The sequence below is a fragment of the Brevundimonas sp. EAKA genome (assembly GCF_000698025.1).
Classification (GTDB): Bacteria; Pseudomonadota; Alphaproteobacteria; order Caulobacterales; family Caulobacteraceae; genus Brevundimonas; species Brevundimonas mediterranea_A.
Map to the genome: position 1 here is coordinate 11,763 of NZ_JMQR01000009.1, position 17,917 is coordinate 29,679.

Below are 17,917 nucleotides of genomic sequence, written 5' to 3' on the forward strand. Positions count from 1 at the left end.
TGACGGGCATGGTCCGCACGGAATCGGTCGCGTGGGGCGGCGGGGGAGCAAGCATCATGGCCTTCTGGAACCGGCGTCGTTCGATCGACGTCATGACGGCGCCGCACGACGGACCGCGGCTGAAACCGACGCTCAGCTGGCCGCACCTGCTGGCCCTGGGCGTGGGTGCCATCGTCGGCACCGGCATTCTGACCCTGATCGGGGTCGGAGCGGGGCTGGCGGGGCCGGCGGTGCTGATCAGCTTCGGTCTGGCCGGCCTGGTCTGCGCCTGCGCCGCCCTGGCCTATGCCGAACTGTCGACCATGATGCCGGCGGCGGGCAGCGCCTATACCTATTCCTACGCCGTCCTGGGCGAGATGATCGCCTGGGTCGTGGGCTGGAGCCTGATCCTGGAATATTCGCTGGTGGTCAGCGCCGTGGCGGTGGGCTGGTCCGGTTACGCCGTCGGCTTCCTCAGCGGTCTGGGCGTCGATCTGCCGGCCGCCCTGGTCGCCGGGCCCCACGCCGGCGGGATCATCAACCTGCCGGCCGTGGCCATCATCGGGGTGGTGACGGGCCTGCTGCTGCTGGGCACCAAGGAGAGCGCGACGCTGAACGCCGTGCTGGTGGTGATCAAGATCGCCGCCCTGGTGGTCTTCGTCGCCATCGCCCTGCCGGCCTTCAAGCCCGAGAACTTCACCCCCTTCATGCCCAATGGCTTCGGCGCCCCCTTCGTCCAGACCGGGGTGATGGCGGCGGCGGCCATCATCTTCTTCGCCTTCTATGGGTTCGACGCCATTTCGACGGCGGCCGAGGAGACCAAGAAGCCCGAGCGCGACCTGGCCATCGGCATCGTCGGCTCCATGTTGATCTGCACGGCCCTGTATCTGGTGGTGGCGGCTGCGGCCATCGGCGCCCGGCCGGTGGCGGACTTCGCCGACAGCCCCGAGCCCCTGGCCCTGATCCTGCGCCAGATGGGGCAGGGGACGGCGGCCCAGTGGATCGCGGCGGCGGCGGTGATCGCGCTTCCGACCGTGCTGCTGGCCTTCCTGTTCGGCCAGAGCCGCATCTTCCTGGGCATGGCGCGCGACGGCCTGCTGCCGCGCCGCCTGGCCAAGGTGTCGGCGCGCGGCGTGCCGGCGGTGGTGACGGTCTTTACGGCTGTGGTGGTGGCGATCCTGGCCGGCCTGCTGCCGCTGGACGAACTGGCCTCCCTGGCCAACGCCGGCACCCTGGCGGCCTTCTGTTCGGTGGGGGTGTGCCTGGTCGTGCTGCGGATTCGCGAGCCGAATCGCAAACGGGTGTTCAAGGCGCCGCTGTGGCCCCTGGTCGGCGCGATCAGCGTGATCGGCTGCATCGTCTTCTTCCTGAGCCTGAAACCCGTCACCCAGGTGGGCTTCGTCGTCTGGAACCTGATCGGCGTGGCCATCTATCTGCTGTGGTCGTCGAAGAACTCGCGTCTGGCCAAGGGCGAGGAAGAAGCCGCCTGATGGCGCGCCGCGACCTGACCGGCGCCGTCGACTTCAGCGTCCTGGAGGGCATGACCGGCGGCGACGCGTCGATTTCGGAAGAGGTGCTGGGCCTGTTCGTCGAACAGGCCGCCCTCTGGTCCGTTCTGCTGAACCCCAAGGCCGACGGTTGGCGCGACGGGGTGCACACCATTCGGGGCGCGGCGGCAGGGATCGGGGCCGGCGACCTGGCGTCGATCTGCGCCGAGGCGGAAGCTTCGGAACAGGCCTTGGCGGCGCCGGCGCTGGACCGGGTCCGGACGGCGCTGGACGCCGCCCTGGCCGACGTCGCCGCCTATCGGCACGAGCTGATGCTGAGGGGGTTGCGGGGTTAGTCCAAATCCTGTGCGGCGTGGCGAATGTCGAGGATGACGACCAGGTCGTTCGCCACGCGATAGCGGATCAGATACGGCGGAATATGGGTCAGCTGGCGACGCCCGCCGCTGATCGGCGCGCCGCGCTCCGGAAACTCGGACAGACTGTCGCCCGCCGTCTTCAGGCGCCTGGAAATCCGCTGACTGGCCAGCGGGTTAAAGTCGGAAATATAGGCTTGGATCGAACGGAGGTTCCGAAGAGACCGGACCGTCCAGATCACCCTAGTCATCCAGGCCCCAGGATGCGGGCGGCGGTCCTTCCTCGGGCGTGCCCCAGGTCAGAAGCCACTTCGAGACCTCTTCATGAGGCACGACCCGACCGGCCGCGAAATCGGCCTCCGCCTCTTCCAGGGATCGGGCGTCCGCCTCGGGGTCAGGCTGGCTGAAGATAGAAGGTTCCTGATGCGCCATGTCAGGAGAATACCACTGTAAGGCGTTAGCTCCGAGTCCGGTCGTAGACCGCGAACTCGTGGGCGATGCAGCGGTCGATCAGCAGGCGCCAGACCGGTTCGGCGATCTCGGGCGCCAGGTCGTGGGCTTCGGCGGCGGTCAGGACCTTGGCCACGACGTCGTCGATGCGGGCCTGGTCGAAGACGGCGTCGCGGTCGGGCTTGATGCGGGCGGCCGCCTCCATATAGCGCTGGCGTTCGGCCAGCAGGGCGACCAGGGCGCGGTCCAGGGCGTCGACGCCCTGGCGGACCTCGGCCATCGACTGGCATTCGGCGGGATCGACGCGGGCGTCGACGGCGACAAGGGCAGGGTGGTGCATGGCCCCGGCTTTCGCCGGGATGGGCGGACTTTTCAACCCCTAGCCGACGAAGGCGCGTTCCAGCACATAGTCGGCAGGCTCGGCGTTGGAGCCTTCCTTGAGCCCATAGGTCTCCAGCAGTTCGCCCGCTTCCTTGATCATGGCCATTGAGCCGCACAGCATGGCGCGGTCGCGGGCGGGGTCGAAGCCTTCGGGCAGGCCCAGGTCGCGGAAGAAGTCGCCCGACTTGATGCGGTCGGTGATCCGGCCGGGGGTCACGAATTCCTCGCGCGTGACCGTCGGATAATAGGTCAGCTGCGCCCTGGCCTCGTCGCCGATCAAGGGATCGTCGTGGATCTCGCGGGTGAAGAAGTCGCGGTAAGCTAGGTCGGCGACGCTGCGCACCGTGTGGATCACATAGACATGGCCGAAGCGGGAATAGGTCTCCGGATCGCGCGCCACGCTCAGCCAGGGGGCCAGGCCCGTGCCCGTGCCGATCAGGAACAGCCGCTCGCCGCCGGTCAGGGCGTCCAGGACCAGGGTGCCGGTGGGCTTCTTGCCCATCAGCACTGTGTCCCCGGCCACGATCTTCTGCAGCCGCGAGGTCAGGGGACCGTCGGCGACCTTGATCGAGAAGAACTCCAGCTCCTCGGCCCAGCAGGGGCTGGCGATGGAATAGGCGCGCAGCACCGGCTTGCCGCCGTCTTCGCCCGGCAGGCCGATCATCACGAACTCGCCCGAACGGAAGCGGAAGTCCTCGGGCCGTTTCACGCCGAAGCTGAACAGGCTGTCGGTCCAGTGGCGGACCCACAGAACCTCCAGTTCGTTGAACGGGCTGGCTTTGACGGGAGCGGGGGAGAGGGCGGCGTCGGTCATCGTACGCCTCTCTAATCTGAGACCCGCTCGCAGGGAAGGAAAAGCCATCGTCCCAACGGCGACTTTTCCTCGTGACGGCTTGCAGAAGCGCCGCTAGCGTCGCCGACCATGCGCACAATTCTTCTCGCCTCGACCATCCTCCTCTCGGCCGGTTCAGCGGTCGCCCAGGAGTCGCCCTCCAATATCCTGACGCCCGAGCGGGTCTTCTCCAGCCCCAGCCTGAACGGCCCGGTGGCCAAGGGGGTCAGCCTGTCGCCCGACGGCCAGCTGGTGGCCTTCCTGCGCTCTCGCGAGGACAATGTGGACGTCCAGGACCTGTGGGCCGCCCCGACCGGCGAGGGCGAACCATACAAGCTGATCGACGCCCGCGCCCTGGTCCCCGACGCCGGCGAACTGTCCGAGGCAGAAAAGGCCCGGCGCGAGCGGATGCGGATCAGCGCCCGTGGCGTGGTCGACTATTCCTGGGACCAGCAGGGCCGCTACATCCTGGCGCCGCTGGAAGGCGACATCTTCCTGGCCAGCCGCGCCGACGGCAAGGTGCGCCGCCTGACCGAGACCGCCGCCGACGAGATCGACGCCAAGGTCTCGCCCAAGGGCAATTATGTCTCCTGGGTCCGCGACCAGAACCTGGTCATCTATGATCTGGCGACCGGCCAGGAGACCCCGATCACCGACGACGGCGCAGGCTTGATCGCCTGGGCCACGGCCGAGTTCATCGCCCAAGAAGAGATGGACCGCGACACCGGCTATTGGTGGAGCCCCGATGAACGCTACATCGCCCTGACCCGTGTGGACGAAAGCCCGGTGGACATCGTGCCGCGCTTCGAGATCACCGGCGCCGGCGCCACCATGGTCGAGCAGCGCTATCCCCGCGCCGGCCGCCCCAACGCCCTGGTCGAACTCTATGTCCGGGATCAGCAGACCGGCGCACGGGTCAAGGTGGACCTGGGGTCCAACACCGACATCTATCTGGCGCGGGTCGACTGGGCCGACGACGGCAAGACCCTGTACGTCCAGCGCCAGTCGCGCGACCAGAAGACGCTGGATCTGCTCAGCGTCGATCCGGCCACCGGCGCCTCTCGCGTGATCCTCAGCCAGAAGGCCCAGGCCTGGGTCGATCTGAACAACGACTTCCATGTCCTGGCGGACGGCCGTTTCATCTGGTCGAACGAGGACAGCGGCTGGCGCCACCTGTATCTGTACGACCGTAACGGCCGTCAGCTACGCGCCATCACGCGGGGCGACTATCCGGTCAAACATCTGGACGGCGTCAACGAACAGACCGGCGAGGTCTATTTCACCGCCTCGATGCGCGACGGCAAGGAACTGCCGATCGAACAGCAGATGTTCCGCGCCAGCCTGAACCGCACCGTCGATCCGGTGGCGGTGACCCCGGCCGGCGGCTGGTGGAACGTGTCGGTCAACGGGCCGGCGACGGCCTATGTCGGCAACTATTCCGATCCGAAGACCCCGCCCCAGTCGGCCCTGTACCGGATCGACGGCACGCGCGTGCGCTGGATCGAGGAGAACAGGCTCGACGCTGACCACGCCTTCGCCCCCTATGTCTCGCGGCTGCGCACGCCCGAGTTCGGCACGATCCAGAGCCACGGCGAAACCCTGGTCTGGCGCATGACCACCCCGCCGGACTTCGATCCGTCGAAGAAATATCCGGTGGTGATGCAGGTCTATGGCGGCCCCGGCACCGGCGCGGGCGTGCAGAAGAGCTGGCAGCCCCTGACCAACCAACTGCTGACCGAGGCCGGCTATATCGTCTTCCGCGTCGATAACCGCGGCGAGGGCGACCGGTCCCAGGCCTTCGAAACCAGCCTCTATCGCCGCCTGGGTCTTCCTGCGGTCGAGGATCAGGCCTTGGCCGCCAAATGGTTGAAGACGCTGCCCTATGTCGATCCTGACCATATCGCGGTCATGGGCTGGAGCTTCGGCGGCTTCCTCAGCCTGCTGACCCTGACCGACAAGAATGCGGACCTGGCGGCCGCCCTGGCCGGCGCGGCGCCGACGGAATGGAGCCTCTACGACACCCATTATACCGAACGCTACATGTCCACGCCGCAGGACAACCCCGAAGGCTACGCCGCCACCGACGTCCTGCCGCGCCTCGACGACCTGACCGGCCGGCTGCTGATCCTCCACGGCATGGCCGACGACAATGTCATATTCGGCAACGCCACCCGCGTGATCGACGCCCTTCAGGCCAAGAGCACGCCGTTCGAGATGATGCTCTATCCCGGCCAGAGACACGGCGTCCGCGGCGAACCGAGGCAACTTCAGCAATGGCGCACCTATCTCGACTTCCTGGACCGCATGATCGGCAAGCGGGCGGAACCGGCCGCCGACTGATCCTCGCGGCTGCGGTCGCGCTGTCCCTGGCGGGATGCGCGGCCGGGGCGGGCGGTCAGGCCGGGGAATATCCGTCCGCCGCAGCGGTGGTTGTGGCCGGCCGCCTGAACGACAGCGCCCACGCCGTCCTGCGCTGGAGTGACTCTTCGCCGACCGGCCGCGGCGTGTCCGCCGTGTCCGGAATGCCGATCCTGCTGAAGGACAATATCGAGACGACGGACATGCCGACCACGGCCGGGTCTCTGGCTCTGGCGAACAATGCGCCGGGCCGCGACGCGCCCCTGGTCGCCCGTCTGCGCGCCGGTGGCGCGGTCATCGTCGGCAAGACCAATCTGTCGGAATGGGCCAATATCCGCTCGTCGGACTCGATCAGCGGCTGGAGCGCGGTCGGCGGCCAGACCCTGAACCCCTATGATCTCGCCCGCACCCCCTGCGGCTCCTCGTCCGGCAGCGGCGCGGCGGTGGCCCTGGGCCTGACGCCGGCGGCCATAGGCACAGAGACGGACGGTTCGATCACCTGTCCGGCCTCGGTCAACGGGATCGTCGGGTTCAAGCCCACGGTCGGCCTGGTCTCGCGCACCCACATCGTGCCGATCAGCCATTCCCAGGACACCGCCGGCCCCATGGCGGCGACCGTTCGCGACGCCGCGCGGGTGCTGACCGTCATCGCCGGTTCGGACCCTGCCGACGCCGCCACCGCCGAGGCCGACGTCCGCAGGACCGACTATGTCGCCGCCCTCGACGCCGGGTCGCTGCGCGGCGCGCGCATCGGCGTGATGCGTTTCCTCAAGGGCTATTCGCCCGAGACCCAGGCGGTGTTCGAACAGAACCTCCAAGCTATGCGCGACGCCGGCGCCGTCCTGGTCGATCTGCCGGAGGGGCCTGACGGCCGCACCCTGGGCGAGGCTGAGTTCAAGGTGCTGCTGTACGAACTGAAGCACGATCTGAACGCCTATCTGGCCTCGACCGACCCGACCCAGGTCAGGACACGCACCCTGGCCCAGGTCATCGCCTTCAACGCCGCCGAGCCGCGCGAGACCGTGCTGTTCGGCCAGGACGTCTTCGAACAGGCCCAGGCCATGGGCGGGCTGGACGACCCCGCCTATATCCAGGCCCGCGCCACCTCGCTGCGACTGGCGGGGGAGGAAGGGATCGACCGGCTGATGCGGGCGCACAGCCTGTCCGCCCTGGTCGCCCCCACCACCTCGCGCGCCTGGACCAATGACCCCAAGGACGACGACGACATGCAGGGCGCCGCCAGCCGTCTGGCCGCCGTCGCCGGCTATCCCCACCTGACCGTGCCGATGGGGTTTGATCAGAATATGCCCGTAGGTCTCAGCTTTATCGGTGGAAAATGGGATGACGCGCGCATCCTTTCCCTTGGTTACGCCTTCGAACAGGCGACGCAGGCGCGGCGGCCGCCGCCTGTATCCCGGCCCTGACATCGGGCGGTCGCGGCCGCTGGGAATGCGGCATGAGCGACCTGATCGCCAATATCGTCGGCTCGGCCGCAGCGGTCTGCTCCGTGACCAGTTTCGCGCCCCAGGCGATCAAGATCTGGAAGGAACGCGACGCCTCGTCGGTCAGTCTGAAGACCTATTCCCTGACCGTGACCTGTTTCGCCCTGTGGGTCGTCTACGGCGTCATGACCCAGGCCTGGCCGGTGACCATCGCCAACTCATGCGCCCTGGTCATGGCTTCGGGGGTCCTGGCGATGAAATGGCGCTTCCGGAACGGCGATCCCGAAGCGTGACGGTTTGATCCGGATCAAGGCGAACCCTGTCTGACGGCGCAATCGTGGGCGGAGGAGATTTCGCATGCCCCAGGACGCAGTTCCATTCGTCGCCGCTATCGTCGCGGCCTTCGTCTTCTTCATGGCCGCGCTGGCCCTGGCCGGTCTGTATTCGCGCTCGTCCGACGACAAGTGACGACAGCTTTACCCGACGTGATCTTGGCGCCCTGCGCGATGCGGGTTACGGCATGTGTTCCAACGTCCAAGGGAGACGCCTCCAATGCCTGATCTCGCACAAGTCACAGAACACATCCGCGGCGCCGTCGGCGACAACTCCGGCCTCGGCAAGACCGTGAAGCTCGACCTCGGCGACGAGGGCAAGATCTTCATCGACGGCGCCTCGGCGCCGAACACCGTCACCAACGAAGACAAGCCCGCCGACGCCACCATCTCGATGAAATGGGATGACTTCATGGCCCTGTCGGAAGGCAAGCTGGATCCGATGATGGCCTTCATGCAGGGCAAGCTGAAGATCGCCGGCGACATGATGATCGCCCAGAAACTGGCCCCGCTGCTGAAGCGCTGATGGCAGGCTGAGCAACAGTTGATTGCGGCGCGGCTCCCCTCGGGGCCGCGCCGTTTTCGTCTTCAGCGCCCGTCAGAGACGCGAACGAAAAACGAGGAAACGACATGGACTTCAGACATTCCGACCGCGCCCTGGACTGGCACGCCCGCGTGCGCCGTTTCCTCGATGAACAGGTCATCCCGCGCGAGGCCGAATATTTCGCCCAGGTGCGCGAGAACCCGAATCGCCAGCCCCCGGCCATGGAGGCGATGAAGGCCGCCGCGCGCGAGGCGGGCCTGTGGAACATGTTCCTGCCGGGCGAGCATGGCGCCGGCCTGACCAACCTCGACTACGCGCCTCTGGCCGAGATGATGGGCGCCCATCTGTGGTCGTCGGAGGTGTTCAACTGCAACGCCCCCGACACCGGCAATATGGAAGTCCTGCACATGTACGGCGACGCGGCCCAGCAGGACCGCTGGCTGAAACCGCTGATGGCGGGCGAGATCCGCTCGGCCTTCCTGATGACCGAGCCCGAGGTCGCCTCGTCCGACGCCACCAATATCCAGACCCGGATCGAGCGCGACGGCGACCACTATGTCATCAACGGCCGCAAATGGTGGTCGACCAATATGGCCCACCCGAACGTCGCGGTGACCATCGTCATGGGCAAGACCGACCCCGACGCCGCCACCCACGCCCAGCAGTCCCAGATCATCGTCCCCGTGGACACGCCCGGCTTCCGCGTCGAGCGGATGCTGTCGGTCTTCGGCTATGACGAACGCCCCATCGGCCACGCCGAGGTGGTGCTGGAGAACGTCCGCGTCCCCGCCTCGAACCTGATCGCCGGCGAGGGCCGGGGGTTCGAGATCGCGCAAGGCCGCCTCGGCCCCGGCCGTATCCACCACTGCATGCGCGTGATCGGCGCGGCCGAGCGGGCGCTGGAGCTGATGGTGAAGCGCCTCTTGAACCGCACCGCCTTCAGGAAACAGCTGGCCGAACATTCAGTCTGGGAGCAGCGGGTCGCCGACGCCCGCACCAATATCGAGATGTGCCGCCTGCTGGTGCTGAAGGCCGCCTGGATGATGGACGAGGCGGGGGCCAAGAACGCCCGCTCCGAAATCGCCCAGATCAAGGTCGCCGCCCCCCGCATGGCGCTTCAGGTCATCGACGACGCCATCCAGGCCTTCGGCGGCGCCGGCGTCTCGGGCGACACGCCCCTGGCCGAACTCTATGCGACGGTGCGCACCCTGCGGATCGCCGACGGCCCGGACGAGGTTCACAACCGCAGCATCGCCCGGCTGGAATACGCCAAACACGGCGGCAAGCCGGTGCGTTGAATTCACCGTTACGCTTCCTAGATCAGGGGAACTCCGGCTGAGGCGTGACGTTCGTTCTGCTTGGACGACGCGACGCCCGCCGGGGCTTCGGGGCTGAGGCGGGACGGAACGGCTGACATGAATGCTCGCTTCGAGCCCGATACGCGGGCGGCGTCGGATGTGGCGCGTTTCAGGGAGACCCGGGCCGCCATGCCCGCCCTGGCCGACGGCCTTTCGCCCGAGGACCTGTCGGCCCAGTCCATGCCGGATTGCAGTCCCGGCAAATGGCACCTGGCCCACACCAGCTGGTTCTTCGAGGCGATGATCCTGTCGGCCGATCCGGGCTACCAGCCGGTCGATCCGCGCTTCCAACAGTTGTTCAACTCCTACTACGAGGCCCTGGGCGAACGGGTGCCCCGGCCCCAGCGCGGCCTGATGACCCGCCCCTCGGTGGACGAGGTCCTGGCCTATCGGCGCGAGATCGATCGCCGCATGGCCGCCTGGCTGGCCTCGGGTCCGTCCGGCGGTCAGCAACTCTATCTGTTCGAGCTGGGCCTGCACCACGACCAGCAGCATCAGGAGCTGTTCCTGATGGACCTGCTGAACCTGATGTCCCGCTCGCCGCTGGACCCGGCCGCCTATGGGGTCGAGCCGCGTCAGGCGCCGCTGGAGGCCCCGCGCGGCGGCGTCGTCGCCTTCGACGGCGGCCTGGTCTCAATCGGTCACGACGGCCCCGGCTTCGCCTTCGACAACGAGGGGCCCTCGCACCGGGTCTGGCTGGAGCCCTTCGCTCTGGCCGCCGATCTCGTGACCAACGGCGACTGGCTGGGTTTCATCGCCGACGGCGGCTACGCCCGACCCGAGCTGTGGCTGTCCGACGGCTGGGCGACAGTCAAGGCCGAGGTCTGGACCGCGCCCCTCTACTGGCGCCGCGACGGCGACGACTGGACGGTCATGAGCCTGACCGGCCGCGTTCCCGTCGACCCGGCCGCCCCGGTGCGTCATGTCAGCTTCTACGAGGCCGACGCCTACGCCCGCTGGGCCGGCAAACGCCTGCCGTCCGAGGCGGAATGGGAGCACGCCGCGACCACGGCCCCCGACGCCTTGTCCAACCTGTCGGGCGAGGTCTGGCAGTGGACGTCCAGCGCCTACGCCCCATACCCCGGCTTCCAGCCGACGCCGGGCACGGCGGCCGAGTACAATGGCAAGTTCATGGCCAATCAGATGGTGCTGCGCGGCGGCGCCTTCGCGACGCCCCCCGGCCACGCCCGCATCACCTATCGCAACTTCTTCTACCCCCAACAGAGGTGGGCCTTCATGGGTCTGAGACTGGCCGAAGACGCTCCGCGCGAGCGCAAGGTTTCCCCCGAGGACGACACCCAGACCGCCGCCTTCCGGCGTGACCTGGTCCAGGGCCTGTCGCGCGGCCAGAAGGCCGTGCCGCCCAAATGGTTCTACGACGCCGAGGGCTCGCGCCTGTTCGAGGACATCACCGCCCTGCCGGAATATTATCCGACCCGTCAGGAGACGGCCCTGTTGCGTGACCGCGCCGCCGCCCTGACCGCCGACTTCGGCCCCGACGCCGTCCTGGTTGAGTTCGGATCGGGCGCCAGCGAGAAGACCCGTCTCCTGCTGGACGCCGCGCCCGACCTCGGCGCCTATGTGCCGCTGGACATCAGCGAGTCGGCCCTGCTGGATGCGGCCACCCGCATTCGCGCCGACTATCCCGGTCTGCGGGTGCAGCCGCTGCTGGGCGATTTCGAACACCTGTCGCCCCTGCCGGACGATTTGCCGCACGGACGGCGCATCGGTTTCTTCCCCGGCTCGACCATAGGCAATCTGGAGCCGGACGAGGCGGTGCGGTTCCTCGCCTCGGCCCGGCGGATGCTGGGGGAGGGGGCGCTGTTCATTCTCGGCGTCGATCTGGTCAAGGATCCCGCCATCCTGGTCGCCGCCTACGACGACAGTCGGGGCGTCACCGCCGCCTTCAACCTGAACCTCCTGGCCCGCGCCAACGCCGACCTCGACGCCGATTTCGACCTCGACGCCTTCGCCCACCGCGCCGTCTGGAACCCGGATCAGTCCAGAATGGAGATGCACCTCCAGGCCGCGCGCCAAACCGCCGCCCGCGTCGGCGACAGCGCCTTCAGCTTCATGGCCGGCGAGACCATCCACACCGAAAGCTCGCGCAAGTTCACGCGGGATTCGGTCGCCGCACTGGCCAAGGAGTCCGGCTGGTCCATGGCCGGTTTCGAGGTTTCGCCCGAACCCAGCGTGGCCCTGGCCTTGTTGCGAGGTTGAGACCCTGTGGGGGCGTAACGCCCCCACACCCGTCACCTCGGGCGAGCGTTGACCCAGGACGACAGTTTCCTGCAATCGCGATCTGAAGGTCGGCTTTCTGACGGCGGGTCTATTTCGGTTTGCGACCCATTGCGGACATTCAGACTTCGGGCGATGTTTGGTCATGAACGTAAAAGCGTTGTTCTTGTGTGGATTGCTCGCGTGCGCAGTCGGGTGTTCAGACCCCGAACAGAAGGACACCGCTGTTTCGCCGAGATCAGCGAATTCCGAGGACGACATCACTTCGTATATTCAGCAGAGGGTGTCCCATCTGGCCTACGCATACCCTGAAGCTCGGGTGGCCGGGCTTCGCTTCAGTGCAGGCCGAACGACAGTGTGCGGGCTTCTCTTATATCCCGGGGAACAGCCGCGACTTTTTATCTCCACCGACCTGGACCCAACAGATGTTGAGGGACGAGCAGTTGCGATGCCCTTCCTGACTGCAAAGGGTGACTGGCGTCGTCGGTCGAAGGCCAGACTGCGTTTAGAGGCTCTTCACGCAGAGCAATGTGAGCGACTGGGATTGATGCCAGACGGCTTCACTGTCGGTGCGGGCTACGACCGATAGCCACCCTAAACGGCAATTCGGAACGTCAGCTTCGGGGCGATCAGCCCAATGTCCGGTTCTTGGCAGGATGCCAACTTCGCAATTCGACCCTAATCAGGCATTGGCTCCTCATCCTCGTCGGGAGGAATGTCGAAGAAATCGATATATCTTCCTTCAATGGCGCCCCCTTGTCTCGGAGTGCCGGCTTTATCGATGGCACCTCGCCATGCGCCACTTTGGTATTCACTGGGAATGGGGTCGATGTTTGGATCAATCCCTAGAGCTTCCAACTCATCAAACCAGCGATCACGTTGAGATGGCGGAAGCCGTTCGCCGCACCAAGGACAAAAGAACAACTGCTGCTTGGCTCCGCCTGCCGGCGTCCAGTAGACGTCGAAGCGTGGATCGTAGCGAACCATCCCCCAGTCATTCTGCGGGTGATCTGCCATATGGCCGCGAGGGCAACTTGAATCTTCTTCCATGCCACTGTTTATCCGGGCCAGTGGGCAGATAGGAAGCGTACGCTTTCGATCCCCAGCGGCCGTCGGCCGCGAGTGCTTGCCGGCCTCGAGACGAACGTCCGCTTTCGGCGGTCAAGCCCAGGACTGAAATCGACCCCTTGCGGCCACTCAAGCGATGTTCGACACATAGGGGTCTTCACCCGCCGCCAGCAAACGACGCTGCAAATCGAACAGAACCTCGGTGGCGTAAGGGTCGCCCCGCATCAAGCGTTTCGCGTCCTCTGATGTGACTTCGTCTTCACGCAGCAGCACCATATGAGTCCCTGCGTCATATCGGACGTAATAGCGATCATCGCGCTTTATGAGCACAACGCCGTCTTCATCGAAAAGAGTTGTTGTCATCCCTCAAGCTTAGCTCACGCGCTGCCTGATGTCTGCTTCCCACCCCGAACAGACGTCGACCGCGACCGCATTCCGGCCTGGAGGCCAACGTCCGGTTTCGGCTTCGAAGACCAGGACCGAAATCGACCCGTTAGCGACTTTCGGAAGGTCCGCTTTGCGTAAGGGGCGTGGCGGCGTGAGAGTCCCAAAACGCGTCCATGAATGATCGAAACCACCCGCTGTCCATTCCCATCGACCGTATCCCTTCACGTGGCGTGGCAAATACCAAGCCCCACGGCGACATGGGGCCGAAACCATGCTCGCAGTAGACAATCAGAGTATCCGACTCCGTCTCGTGGTCGAACACGATCCACCCATCAAACTGCTGCCCGGGAGGGCCGTAGTCCCAATCGAGGGTGATCGGGCCCGGATCGACAAGCCCATCAAGAACGGCTTGCTTTACTTTCTGGTCGGTTAGGAATGACAACTCACCGGCGATCAGGCGAGCGATATTGGCGGGGGGTGTCGGCATGTTCGAAACCTAATCTCGCACGATGGCGATGTCGCCTTCCCACCCCAAACAGACGATCACCACGTCCGCTTTCGGCGACGGCGCCGTCCGGCCCTTTGCCGGTGTCGGTGTCCTCGTCTTTCCTGGCTTGTCCGAGGATGACGGGGACCAGAAAAAGGGCGGCGCATCTTTGACGCGCCGCCCTGCAGAATTTCACTGAAGCCGTATCACTCGGCTTCGTTCGAAGCGTCCTTCTTCGGGCCATGCGAGGCCTCGCCGCCCTTGCGTCCGGCCTGGGCCGCCAGACTGCGGTCTTGAGAGAAGCTTCTCTTTTCGCTGGGGACGCTGGCGCCCCCTTTGCGCGCGATCTCGCGCTGCCGTTCCGGATCCATCGAGGCGAAGCCTCGCTTGGAAACGCCGGAGGGTCGCGTGGGTTGGCTGTCCATCGGTGTTCCTTTCAGTGCTGCGGTTGCGCTTGCCGAAGTGAACCCTGTGACTCGGTGACGGTTCCGTGCGGAACTTCGTTTTACTGTCCCGCCTCTGAACGTCTTTGTGGTTTGACTTCAATCGGCTCCGTAGGGGCGGGAATCGCCTTCGCCGCCGCCGCCGGGCTCCATCGGCGGCATTTCGTCGGGCGTGTCGGACGGATCGATTTCGGGCTGGGGCGTCGGGTCCGGCTGGATCTCGGGTTGCGGCGTTCCGGGGGGCGTGGGTTCGACATAGGTCATGGTCTTCTCCTTTGACGCTGAAAGAACGCCACGCGACCCGCAATGTTCACGGCGGGGTTGGAACTGGATCGGGGCGCGCCGGTTCAGTGGCCGAACCCCGGAGAGCCCCATGACCCAGACCCCCAGCACCCCCGCAGCGCCCGACGACAGCGGCCGGGAAGACGACACCTTGACCCAGCGCCTCGACCGTCAGGCCGACGCCATCCTGGCCGAAGGCGAGCGCCGCAGCTTTGAAGACACGACGTCCCTGCGTCAGGCCCTGCGCGACGACGCCGAACTGATCCGCAGCAAGGTTGTCGGCCGGGTCGAAACCGCCCGTGACGGCATCCGCGACCAGCCGATGAAGACCACCCTCTACGCCCTGGGCGTCGGCGTCATCATCGGCATGCTTCTGCGCCGCTGATCTAGGCCGGCCCCACCGGTTCCCGCTGGATCGGCGCCCTTTGCAGCGCCGCATCCGACACGAAGGGATTGGTCCGTCGCTCCTCGCCGAAGGTCGAGATCGGCCCGTGCCCCGGCACGAAGGTCACGTCGTCGCCCAGCGGCCACAGCTTCTCGACCACGGCGCGGATCAGGGCGGGCGGATCGCTCATCGGGAAGTCGGTGCGGCCCACCGACCCCTTGAACAGCACGTCGCCGACCTGGGCGAATCGCGCCGCGCGATTGAAGAAGATCACATGGCCCGGCGTATGGCCGGGGCAATGCCGCACCTCCCAGGTCGTCTCGCCCAGGCTGACCGTGTCGCCGTCCTCCAGCCAGCGGTCGGGGGTGAAGGGCCGAGCATCGGGCAGGCCGTACATCCGGCCGCTTTCCACGATCCGGTCGATCCAGAACTGATCGGCCTTCTGCGGCCCGGTGATCTGGACCCCGCTCTTCTCCTGCATTTCGGCCGCGCCGCCGGCGTGATCCAGGTGGCCGTGGGTGATCCAGATCTGGTCCAGGGTCAGCCCCCGTCGCGCCACCTCGCCCAGAACTGCATCCACCGAACCGCCCGGATCGATCACCGCCGCCTTATTGGTCGCGGTGCACCAGACGGTGGTGCAGTTCTGCTGAAGCGGGGTGACGGGCGTGACGAAGACGCCGATGGGGGAGGCGGGCTGGCTCATTCGGCCAACATAACCCCCGATGCGGCGTGAAACCACCGTCCGAGGCCACGCTCACGTTGACCTTTGGAGCCCTTCTCGACATAAGGGCGGGCTTCGAGGCGCCGCTCCCTCCCACGAACTGGGGCGGGGCGGCCTTCTTGCTTTATCCATTCCGCGCCGGCCGTCTCGACGGTCCATGCGCCCCAGAGCGTCAGAAATCCCGACCATGCAAGTCGTCGAAAAGTCGAACGAAGGCCTCAGCCGCGTGTTCGCGGTCACCATTCCCGTCGCGGAGCTGAACGAGAAGCTCGAAGCCCGCGTCAAGGAAGTCGCCCCGCAGGTGAAGCTGAAGGGCTTCCGTCCGGGCAAGGTGCCGGTCGCCCACGTCAAGAAGACCTTCGGCCGCGAGTTCATGGGCGAGATCATCAACGCCGAGCTGAACGAAACCAGCCAGAAGGCGCTGGAAGAAGCCAAGATCCGTCCGGCCGCCCCGGCCGAGATGAAGCTGACCTCCGACATGGACAAGGTCATGGCCGGTCAGGAAGACCTGGCCTATGAGATGGCCCTGGAGATCATGCCGGACTTCACCCCGGTCGATCCCAAGACCCTGAAGCTGGAACGCCCGACCTATGAAGCCTCGGACGCCGATCTGGACGAAGCCCTGACGGAGCTGGCCGGCCAGGCCAAGTCCTACGAGGACAAGAAGGGCAAGACCGTCAAGGCCGCCGAAGGCGACCAACTGACCATCGACTTCCTGGGCAAGCTGGACGGCGAGCCCTTCGACGGCGGCGCCGCCGAGGACGCGGACCTGGTGATCGGCTCGGGCCGTTTCATCCCCGGCTTCGAAGAACAACTGACCGGCGCCAAGGTCGGTGAGGAAAAGACCATCGAAGTCACCTTCCCGGAAAACTATCAGGCCGCCCACCTGGCCGGCAAACTGGCCACCTTCGACGTCAAGGTGAAGGCCATCAAGGCCGAGGTCGAAGCCAAGGTCGACGAGGACTTCGCCAAGCGCATCGGTCTGGAGTCGCTGGACAAGCTGAAGGAACTGCTGGGCCAGAACCTGAACCAGCAATACGCCGGCGCCGCCCGCTTCAAGCTGAAGCGCGCCCTGCTGGACCAGCTGGACACGGCCCATGACTTCCCGCTGCCGCCGAAGATGGTCGAGGCCGAGTTCGACGGCATCTGGCAGCAGGTCGAGGCCGACAAGGCCGCCGGCCGCCTGCCGGAAGAAGACGCCGCCAAGTCCGACGAAGACCTGAAGGCCGAATACCGCAAGATCGCCGAGCGCCGCGTGCGCCTGGGTCTGGTCCTGGCCGAGATCGGCCGCGCCAACAACGTCCAGGTCACCGACCAGGAACTGAACGCCGCCCTGCTGCAGGAAGCGCGCAACTATCCGGGCCAGGAACAGGCCGTCCTGAACTTCTACCGCCAGAACCCCAACGCCGCCGCCCAGATGCGCGCCCCGATCTACGAGGAAAAGGTCGTCGACCTGATCGTCGGCCTGGCCGAAGTCACCGACAAGCCGATCACCAAGGAAGAGCTTCTGAAGGAAGACGAAGAGGGCTGATCGCTCCCCGAGTTTGATGTTCCAAAAGGCGGGGGCCGCAAGGCCTCCGCTTTTTTCGTGTCCAGGGCCGGCCTTGTAAGGAGGTCTTCATGACGCGATATGCAGACTAACAAGGCGTGCGATCACTGATTCGCCCGTCCCCCCGCATTATCGAGAAGGCCATATGCGCGATCCGATCGAACTGATGAACATGAACCTCGTCCCCATGGTGGTCGAGCAGTCCAGCCGGGGCGAGCGCTCCTTCGACATCTTCTCGCGCCTGCTGCGCGAGCGGATCATCTTCCTGACGGGGCCCTTCGAGGACACGATGGCCTCGCTGATCTGCGCCCAGCTGCTGTTCCTGGAATCGGAGAACCCCAAGAAGGAGATCTCCATGTACATCAACAGCCCCGGCGGACAGGTGTCCTCGGCGCTCGCGATCTACGACACCATGCAATATATCAAGAGCCCGGTCTCGACCGTGGTCATGGGCATGGCGGCCTCGGCCGGCTCGCTGATCCTGACGGCCGGCGCCGCGGGCCAGCGCATCGCCCTGCCGAACGCCCGCATCATGGTGCACCAGCCCTCGGGCGGCTTCCGCGGCCAGGCCTCGGACATCGAGCTGCACGCCGCCGACATCCGCTACACCAAGAAGCGTCTGAACGAGATCTACGTCCACCACACCGGCCGGACCTACGAAGAAGTCGAAAAGACCCTGGACCGCGACCACTTCATGTCGGCCGAAGAGGCCAAGGCCTGGGGCATCGTCGACCACGTCTACGACAAGCGCGAACAGGCCGACGCCGACGGCGTCAAGACGCCCGGCCACTAAACCGCCGGATGATATGGCGAAAGGGCG

At 66.2% G+C, this 17,917-nt stretch carries 21 protein-coding genes; 11 read left to right on the forward strand and 10 right to left on the reverse strand.

What is annotated here, in order from left to right; translation table 11 throughout:
* Positions 1-56: 56 nt before the first annotated feature.
* Together ER13_RS02650 and ER13_RS02655 are read left to right on the forward strand one after the other, a co-directional pair.
* Positions 57-1,469 (forward strand): amino acid permease, encoded by a 1,413-nt coding sequence (locus tag ER13_RS02650; protein WP_035306198.1) that lies wholly within the window; start codon positions 57-59, stop codon positions 1,467-1,469.
* Positions 1,469-1,822 carry an Hpt domain-containing protein gene (locus ER13_RS02655; protein WP_035306200.1) on the forward strand — a complete coding sequence of 118 codons (354 nt, stop codon included), beginning with the start codon at positions 1,469-1,471 and terminating at the stop codon, positions 1,820-1,822. The genes ER13_RS02650 and ER13_RS02655 overlap by 1 nt, the downstream gene beginning before the upstream one ends.
* Here ER13_RS02655 and ER13_RS02660 read toward each other — a convergent pair.
* The 4 genes from ER13_RS02660 to ER13_RS02675 are packed head-to-tail and all read right to left on the reverse strand — an operon-like array spanning position 1,819 to position 3,485.
* Positions 1,819-2,091 (reverse strand): type II toxin-antitoxin system RelE/ParE family toxin, encoded by a 273-nt coding sequence (locus tag ER13_RS02660; RefSeq protein WP_035306202.1) that lies wholly within the window; start codon positions 2,089-2,091, stop codon positions 1,819-1,821. The two genes, ER13_RS02655 and ER13_RS02660, sit on opposite strands and share 4 nt — an antisense overlap.
* Entirely contained in the window at positions 2,084-2,272 is a 189-nt protein-coding gene (locus ER13_RS02665) for an antitoxin (protein ID WP_035306205.1), read from the reverse strand. Before ER13_RS02665 ends, ER13_RS02660 begins: the two co-directional genes overlap by 8 nt.
* Positions 2,273-2,297: 25 nt before the next feature.
* Entirely contained in the window at positions 2,298-2,630 is a 333-nt protein-coding gene (locus tag ER13_RS02670) for a chorismate mutase (RefSeq protein WP_035306208.1), read from the reverse strand.
* Between the two features lie 39 nt (positions 2,631-2,669).
* Positions 2,670-3,485 (reverse strand): ferredoxin--NADP reductase, encoded by an 816-nt coding sequence (locus ER13_RS02675; RefSeq protein WP_008259687.1) that lies wholly within the window; start codon positions 3,483-3,485, stop codon positions 2,670-2,672.
* A gap of 108 nt (positions 3,486-3,593) precedes the next feature.
* On the opposite strand from ER13_RS02675, the gene ER13_RS02680 reads away from it, so the two are divergent.
* The 6 genes from ER13_RS02680 (at position 3,594) to egtB (ending at position 11,757) form a co-directional block, all read left to right on the forward strand.
* Positions 3,594-5,843: a S9 family peptidase gene (locus tag ER13_RS02680; RefSeq protein ID WP_008262801.1), complete on the forward strand. Its 2,250-nt coding sequence runs from the start codon at positions 3,594-3,596 to the stop codon at positions 5,841-5,843.
* The gene (locus tag ER13_RS02685; protein WP_081836101.1) at positions 5,777-7,285 is read left to right on the forward strand and encodes an amidase; all 1,509 of its coding nucleotides are present in this window, start codon (positions 5,777-5,779) and stop codon (positions 7,283-7,285) included. Before ER13_RS02680 ends, ER13_RS02685 begins: the two co-directional genes overlap by 67 nt.
* 32 nt (positions 7,286-7,317) lie before the next feature.
* Complete coding sequence (locus ER13_RS02690) at positions 7,318-7,596, forward strand: SemiSWEET family sugar transporter (protein ID WP_008259199.1); 279 nt, start codon at positions 7,318-7,320, stop codon at positions 7,594-7,596.
* A gap of 259 nt (positions 7,597-7,855) precedes the next feature.
* Positions 7,856-8,161 carry an SCP2 sterol-binding domain-containing protein gene (locus tag ER13_RS02695; RefSeq protein ID WP_035306210.1) on the forward strand — a complete coding sequence of 102 codons (306 nt, stop codon included), beginning with the start codon at positions 7,856-7,858 and terminating at the stop codon, positions 8,159-8,161.
* A 104-nt stretch (positions 8,162-8,265) separates the two neighbouring features.
* The gene (locus ER13_RS02700) at positions 8,266-9,477 is read left to right on the forward strand and encodes an acyl-CoA dehydrogenase family protein (RefSeq protein ID WP_035306211.1); all 1,212 of its coding nucleotides are present in this window, start codon (positions 8,266-8,268) and stop codon (positions 9,475-9,477) included.
* 117 nt (positions 9,478-9,594) lie between these two features.
* On the forward strand, positions 9,595-11,757 hold the full coding sequence (gene egtB / locus ER13_RS02705; protein WP_035306213.1) for an ergothioneine biosynthesis protein EgtB: 2,163 nt from the start codon (positions 9,595-9,597) through the stop codon (positions 11,755-11,757).
* 696 nt (positions 11,758-12,453) lie between these two features.
* Here egtB and ER13_RS17875 read toward each other — a convergent pair.
* The 5 genes from ER13_RS17875 to ER13_RS18575 all read right to left on the reverse strand — a co-directional run bounded on the left by ER13_RS17875 (position 12,454) and on the right by ER13_RS18575 (position 14,424).
* Complete coding sequence (locus tag ER13_RS17875; protein WP_155988058.1) at positions 12,454-12,762, reverse strand: hypothetical protein; 309 nt, start codon at positions 12,760-12,762, stop codon at positions 12,454-12,456.
* Between the two features lie 210 nt (positions 12,763-12,972).
* Positions 12,973-13,206 carry a hypothetical protein gene (locus ER13_RS18240; protein WP_155988059.1) on the reverse strand — a complete coding sequence of 78 codons (234 nt, stop codon included), beginning with the start codon at positions 13,204-13,206 and terminating at the stop codon, positions 12,973-12,975.
* Positions 13,207-13,336: 130 nt separating this feature from the next.
* Positions 13,337-13,717, reverse strand: a complete 381-nt coding sequence (locus tag ER13_RS02710) for a hypothetical protein (RefSeq protein WP_035306215.1) — start codon at positions 13,715-13,717, stop codon at positions 13,337-13,339.
* Between the two features lie 206 nt (positions 13,718-13,923).
* The gene (locus ER13_RS02715; RefSeq protein WP_035306217.1) at positions 13,924-14,142 is read right to left on the reverse strand and encodes a general stress protein; all 219 of its coding nucleotides are present in this window, start codon (positions 14,140-14,142) and stop codon (positions 13,924-13,926) included.
* Positions 14,143-14,259: 117 nt separating this feature from the next.
* The gene (locus tag ER13_RS18575) at positions 14,260-14,424 is read right to left on the reverse strand and encodes a hypothetical protein (protein WP_197019705.1); all 165 of its coding nucleotides are present in this window, start codon (positions 14,422-14,424) and stop codon (positions 14,260-14,262) included.
* A 109-nt stretch (positions 14,425-14,533) separates the two neighbouring features.
* On the opposite strand from ER13_RS18575, the gene ER13_RS02720 reads away from it, so the two are divergent.
* The gene (locus tag ER13_RS02720; protein ID WP_231492454.1) at positions 14,534-14,827 is read left to right on the forward strand and encodes a DUF883 C-terminal domain-containing protein; all 294 of its coding nucleotides are present in this window, start codon (positions 14,534-14,536) and stop codon (positions 14,825-14,827) included.
* Between the two features lies 1 nt (position 14,828).
* On the opposite strand, the gene ER13_RS02725 is transcribed toward ER13_RS02720, so the two are convergent.
* Positions 14,829-15,530, reverse strand: coding sequence for an MBL fold metallo-hydrolase (locus ER13_RS02725; protein ID WP_035306222.1), 702 nt, complete (start codon positions 15,528-15,530; stop codon positions 14,829-14,831).
* 205 nt (positions 15,531-15,735) lie between these two features.
* On the opposite strand from ER13_RS02725, the gene tig reads away from it, so the two are divergent.
* On the forward strand, positions 15,736-17,079 hold the full coding sequence (gene tig / locus ER13_RS02730; RefSeq protein WP_035306224.1) for a trigger factor: 1,344 nt from the start codon (positions 15,736-15,738) through the stop codon (positions 17,077-17,079).
* 163 nt (positions 17,080-17,242) lie between these two features.
* Positions 17,243-17,890: an ATP-dependent Clp protease proteolytic subunit gene (locus ER13_RS02735; RefSeq protein ID WP_008264353.1), complete on the forward strand. Its 648-nt coding sequence runs from the start codon at positions 17,243-17,245 to the stop codon at positions 17,888-17,890.
* Positions 17,891-17,917 lie beyond the last annotated feature (27 nt).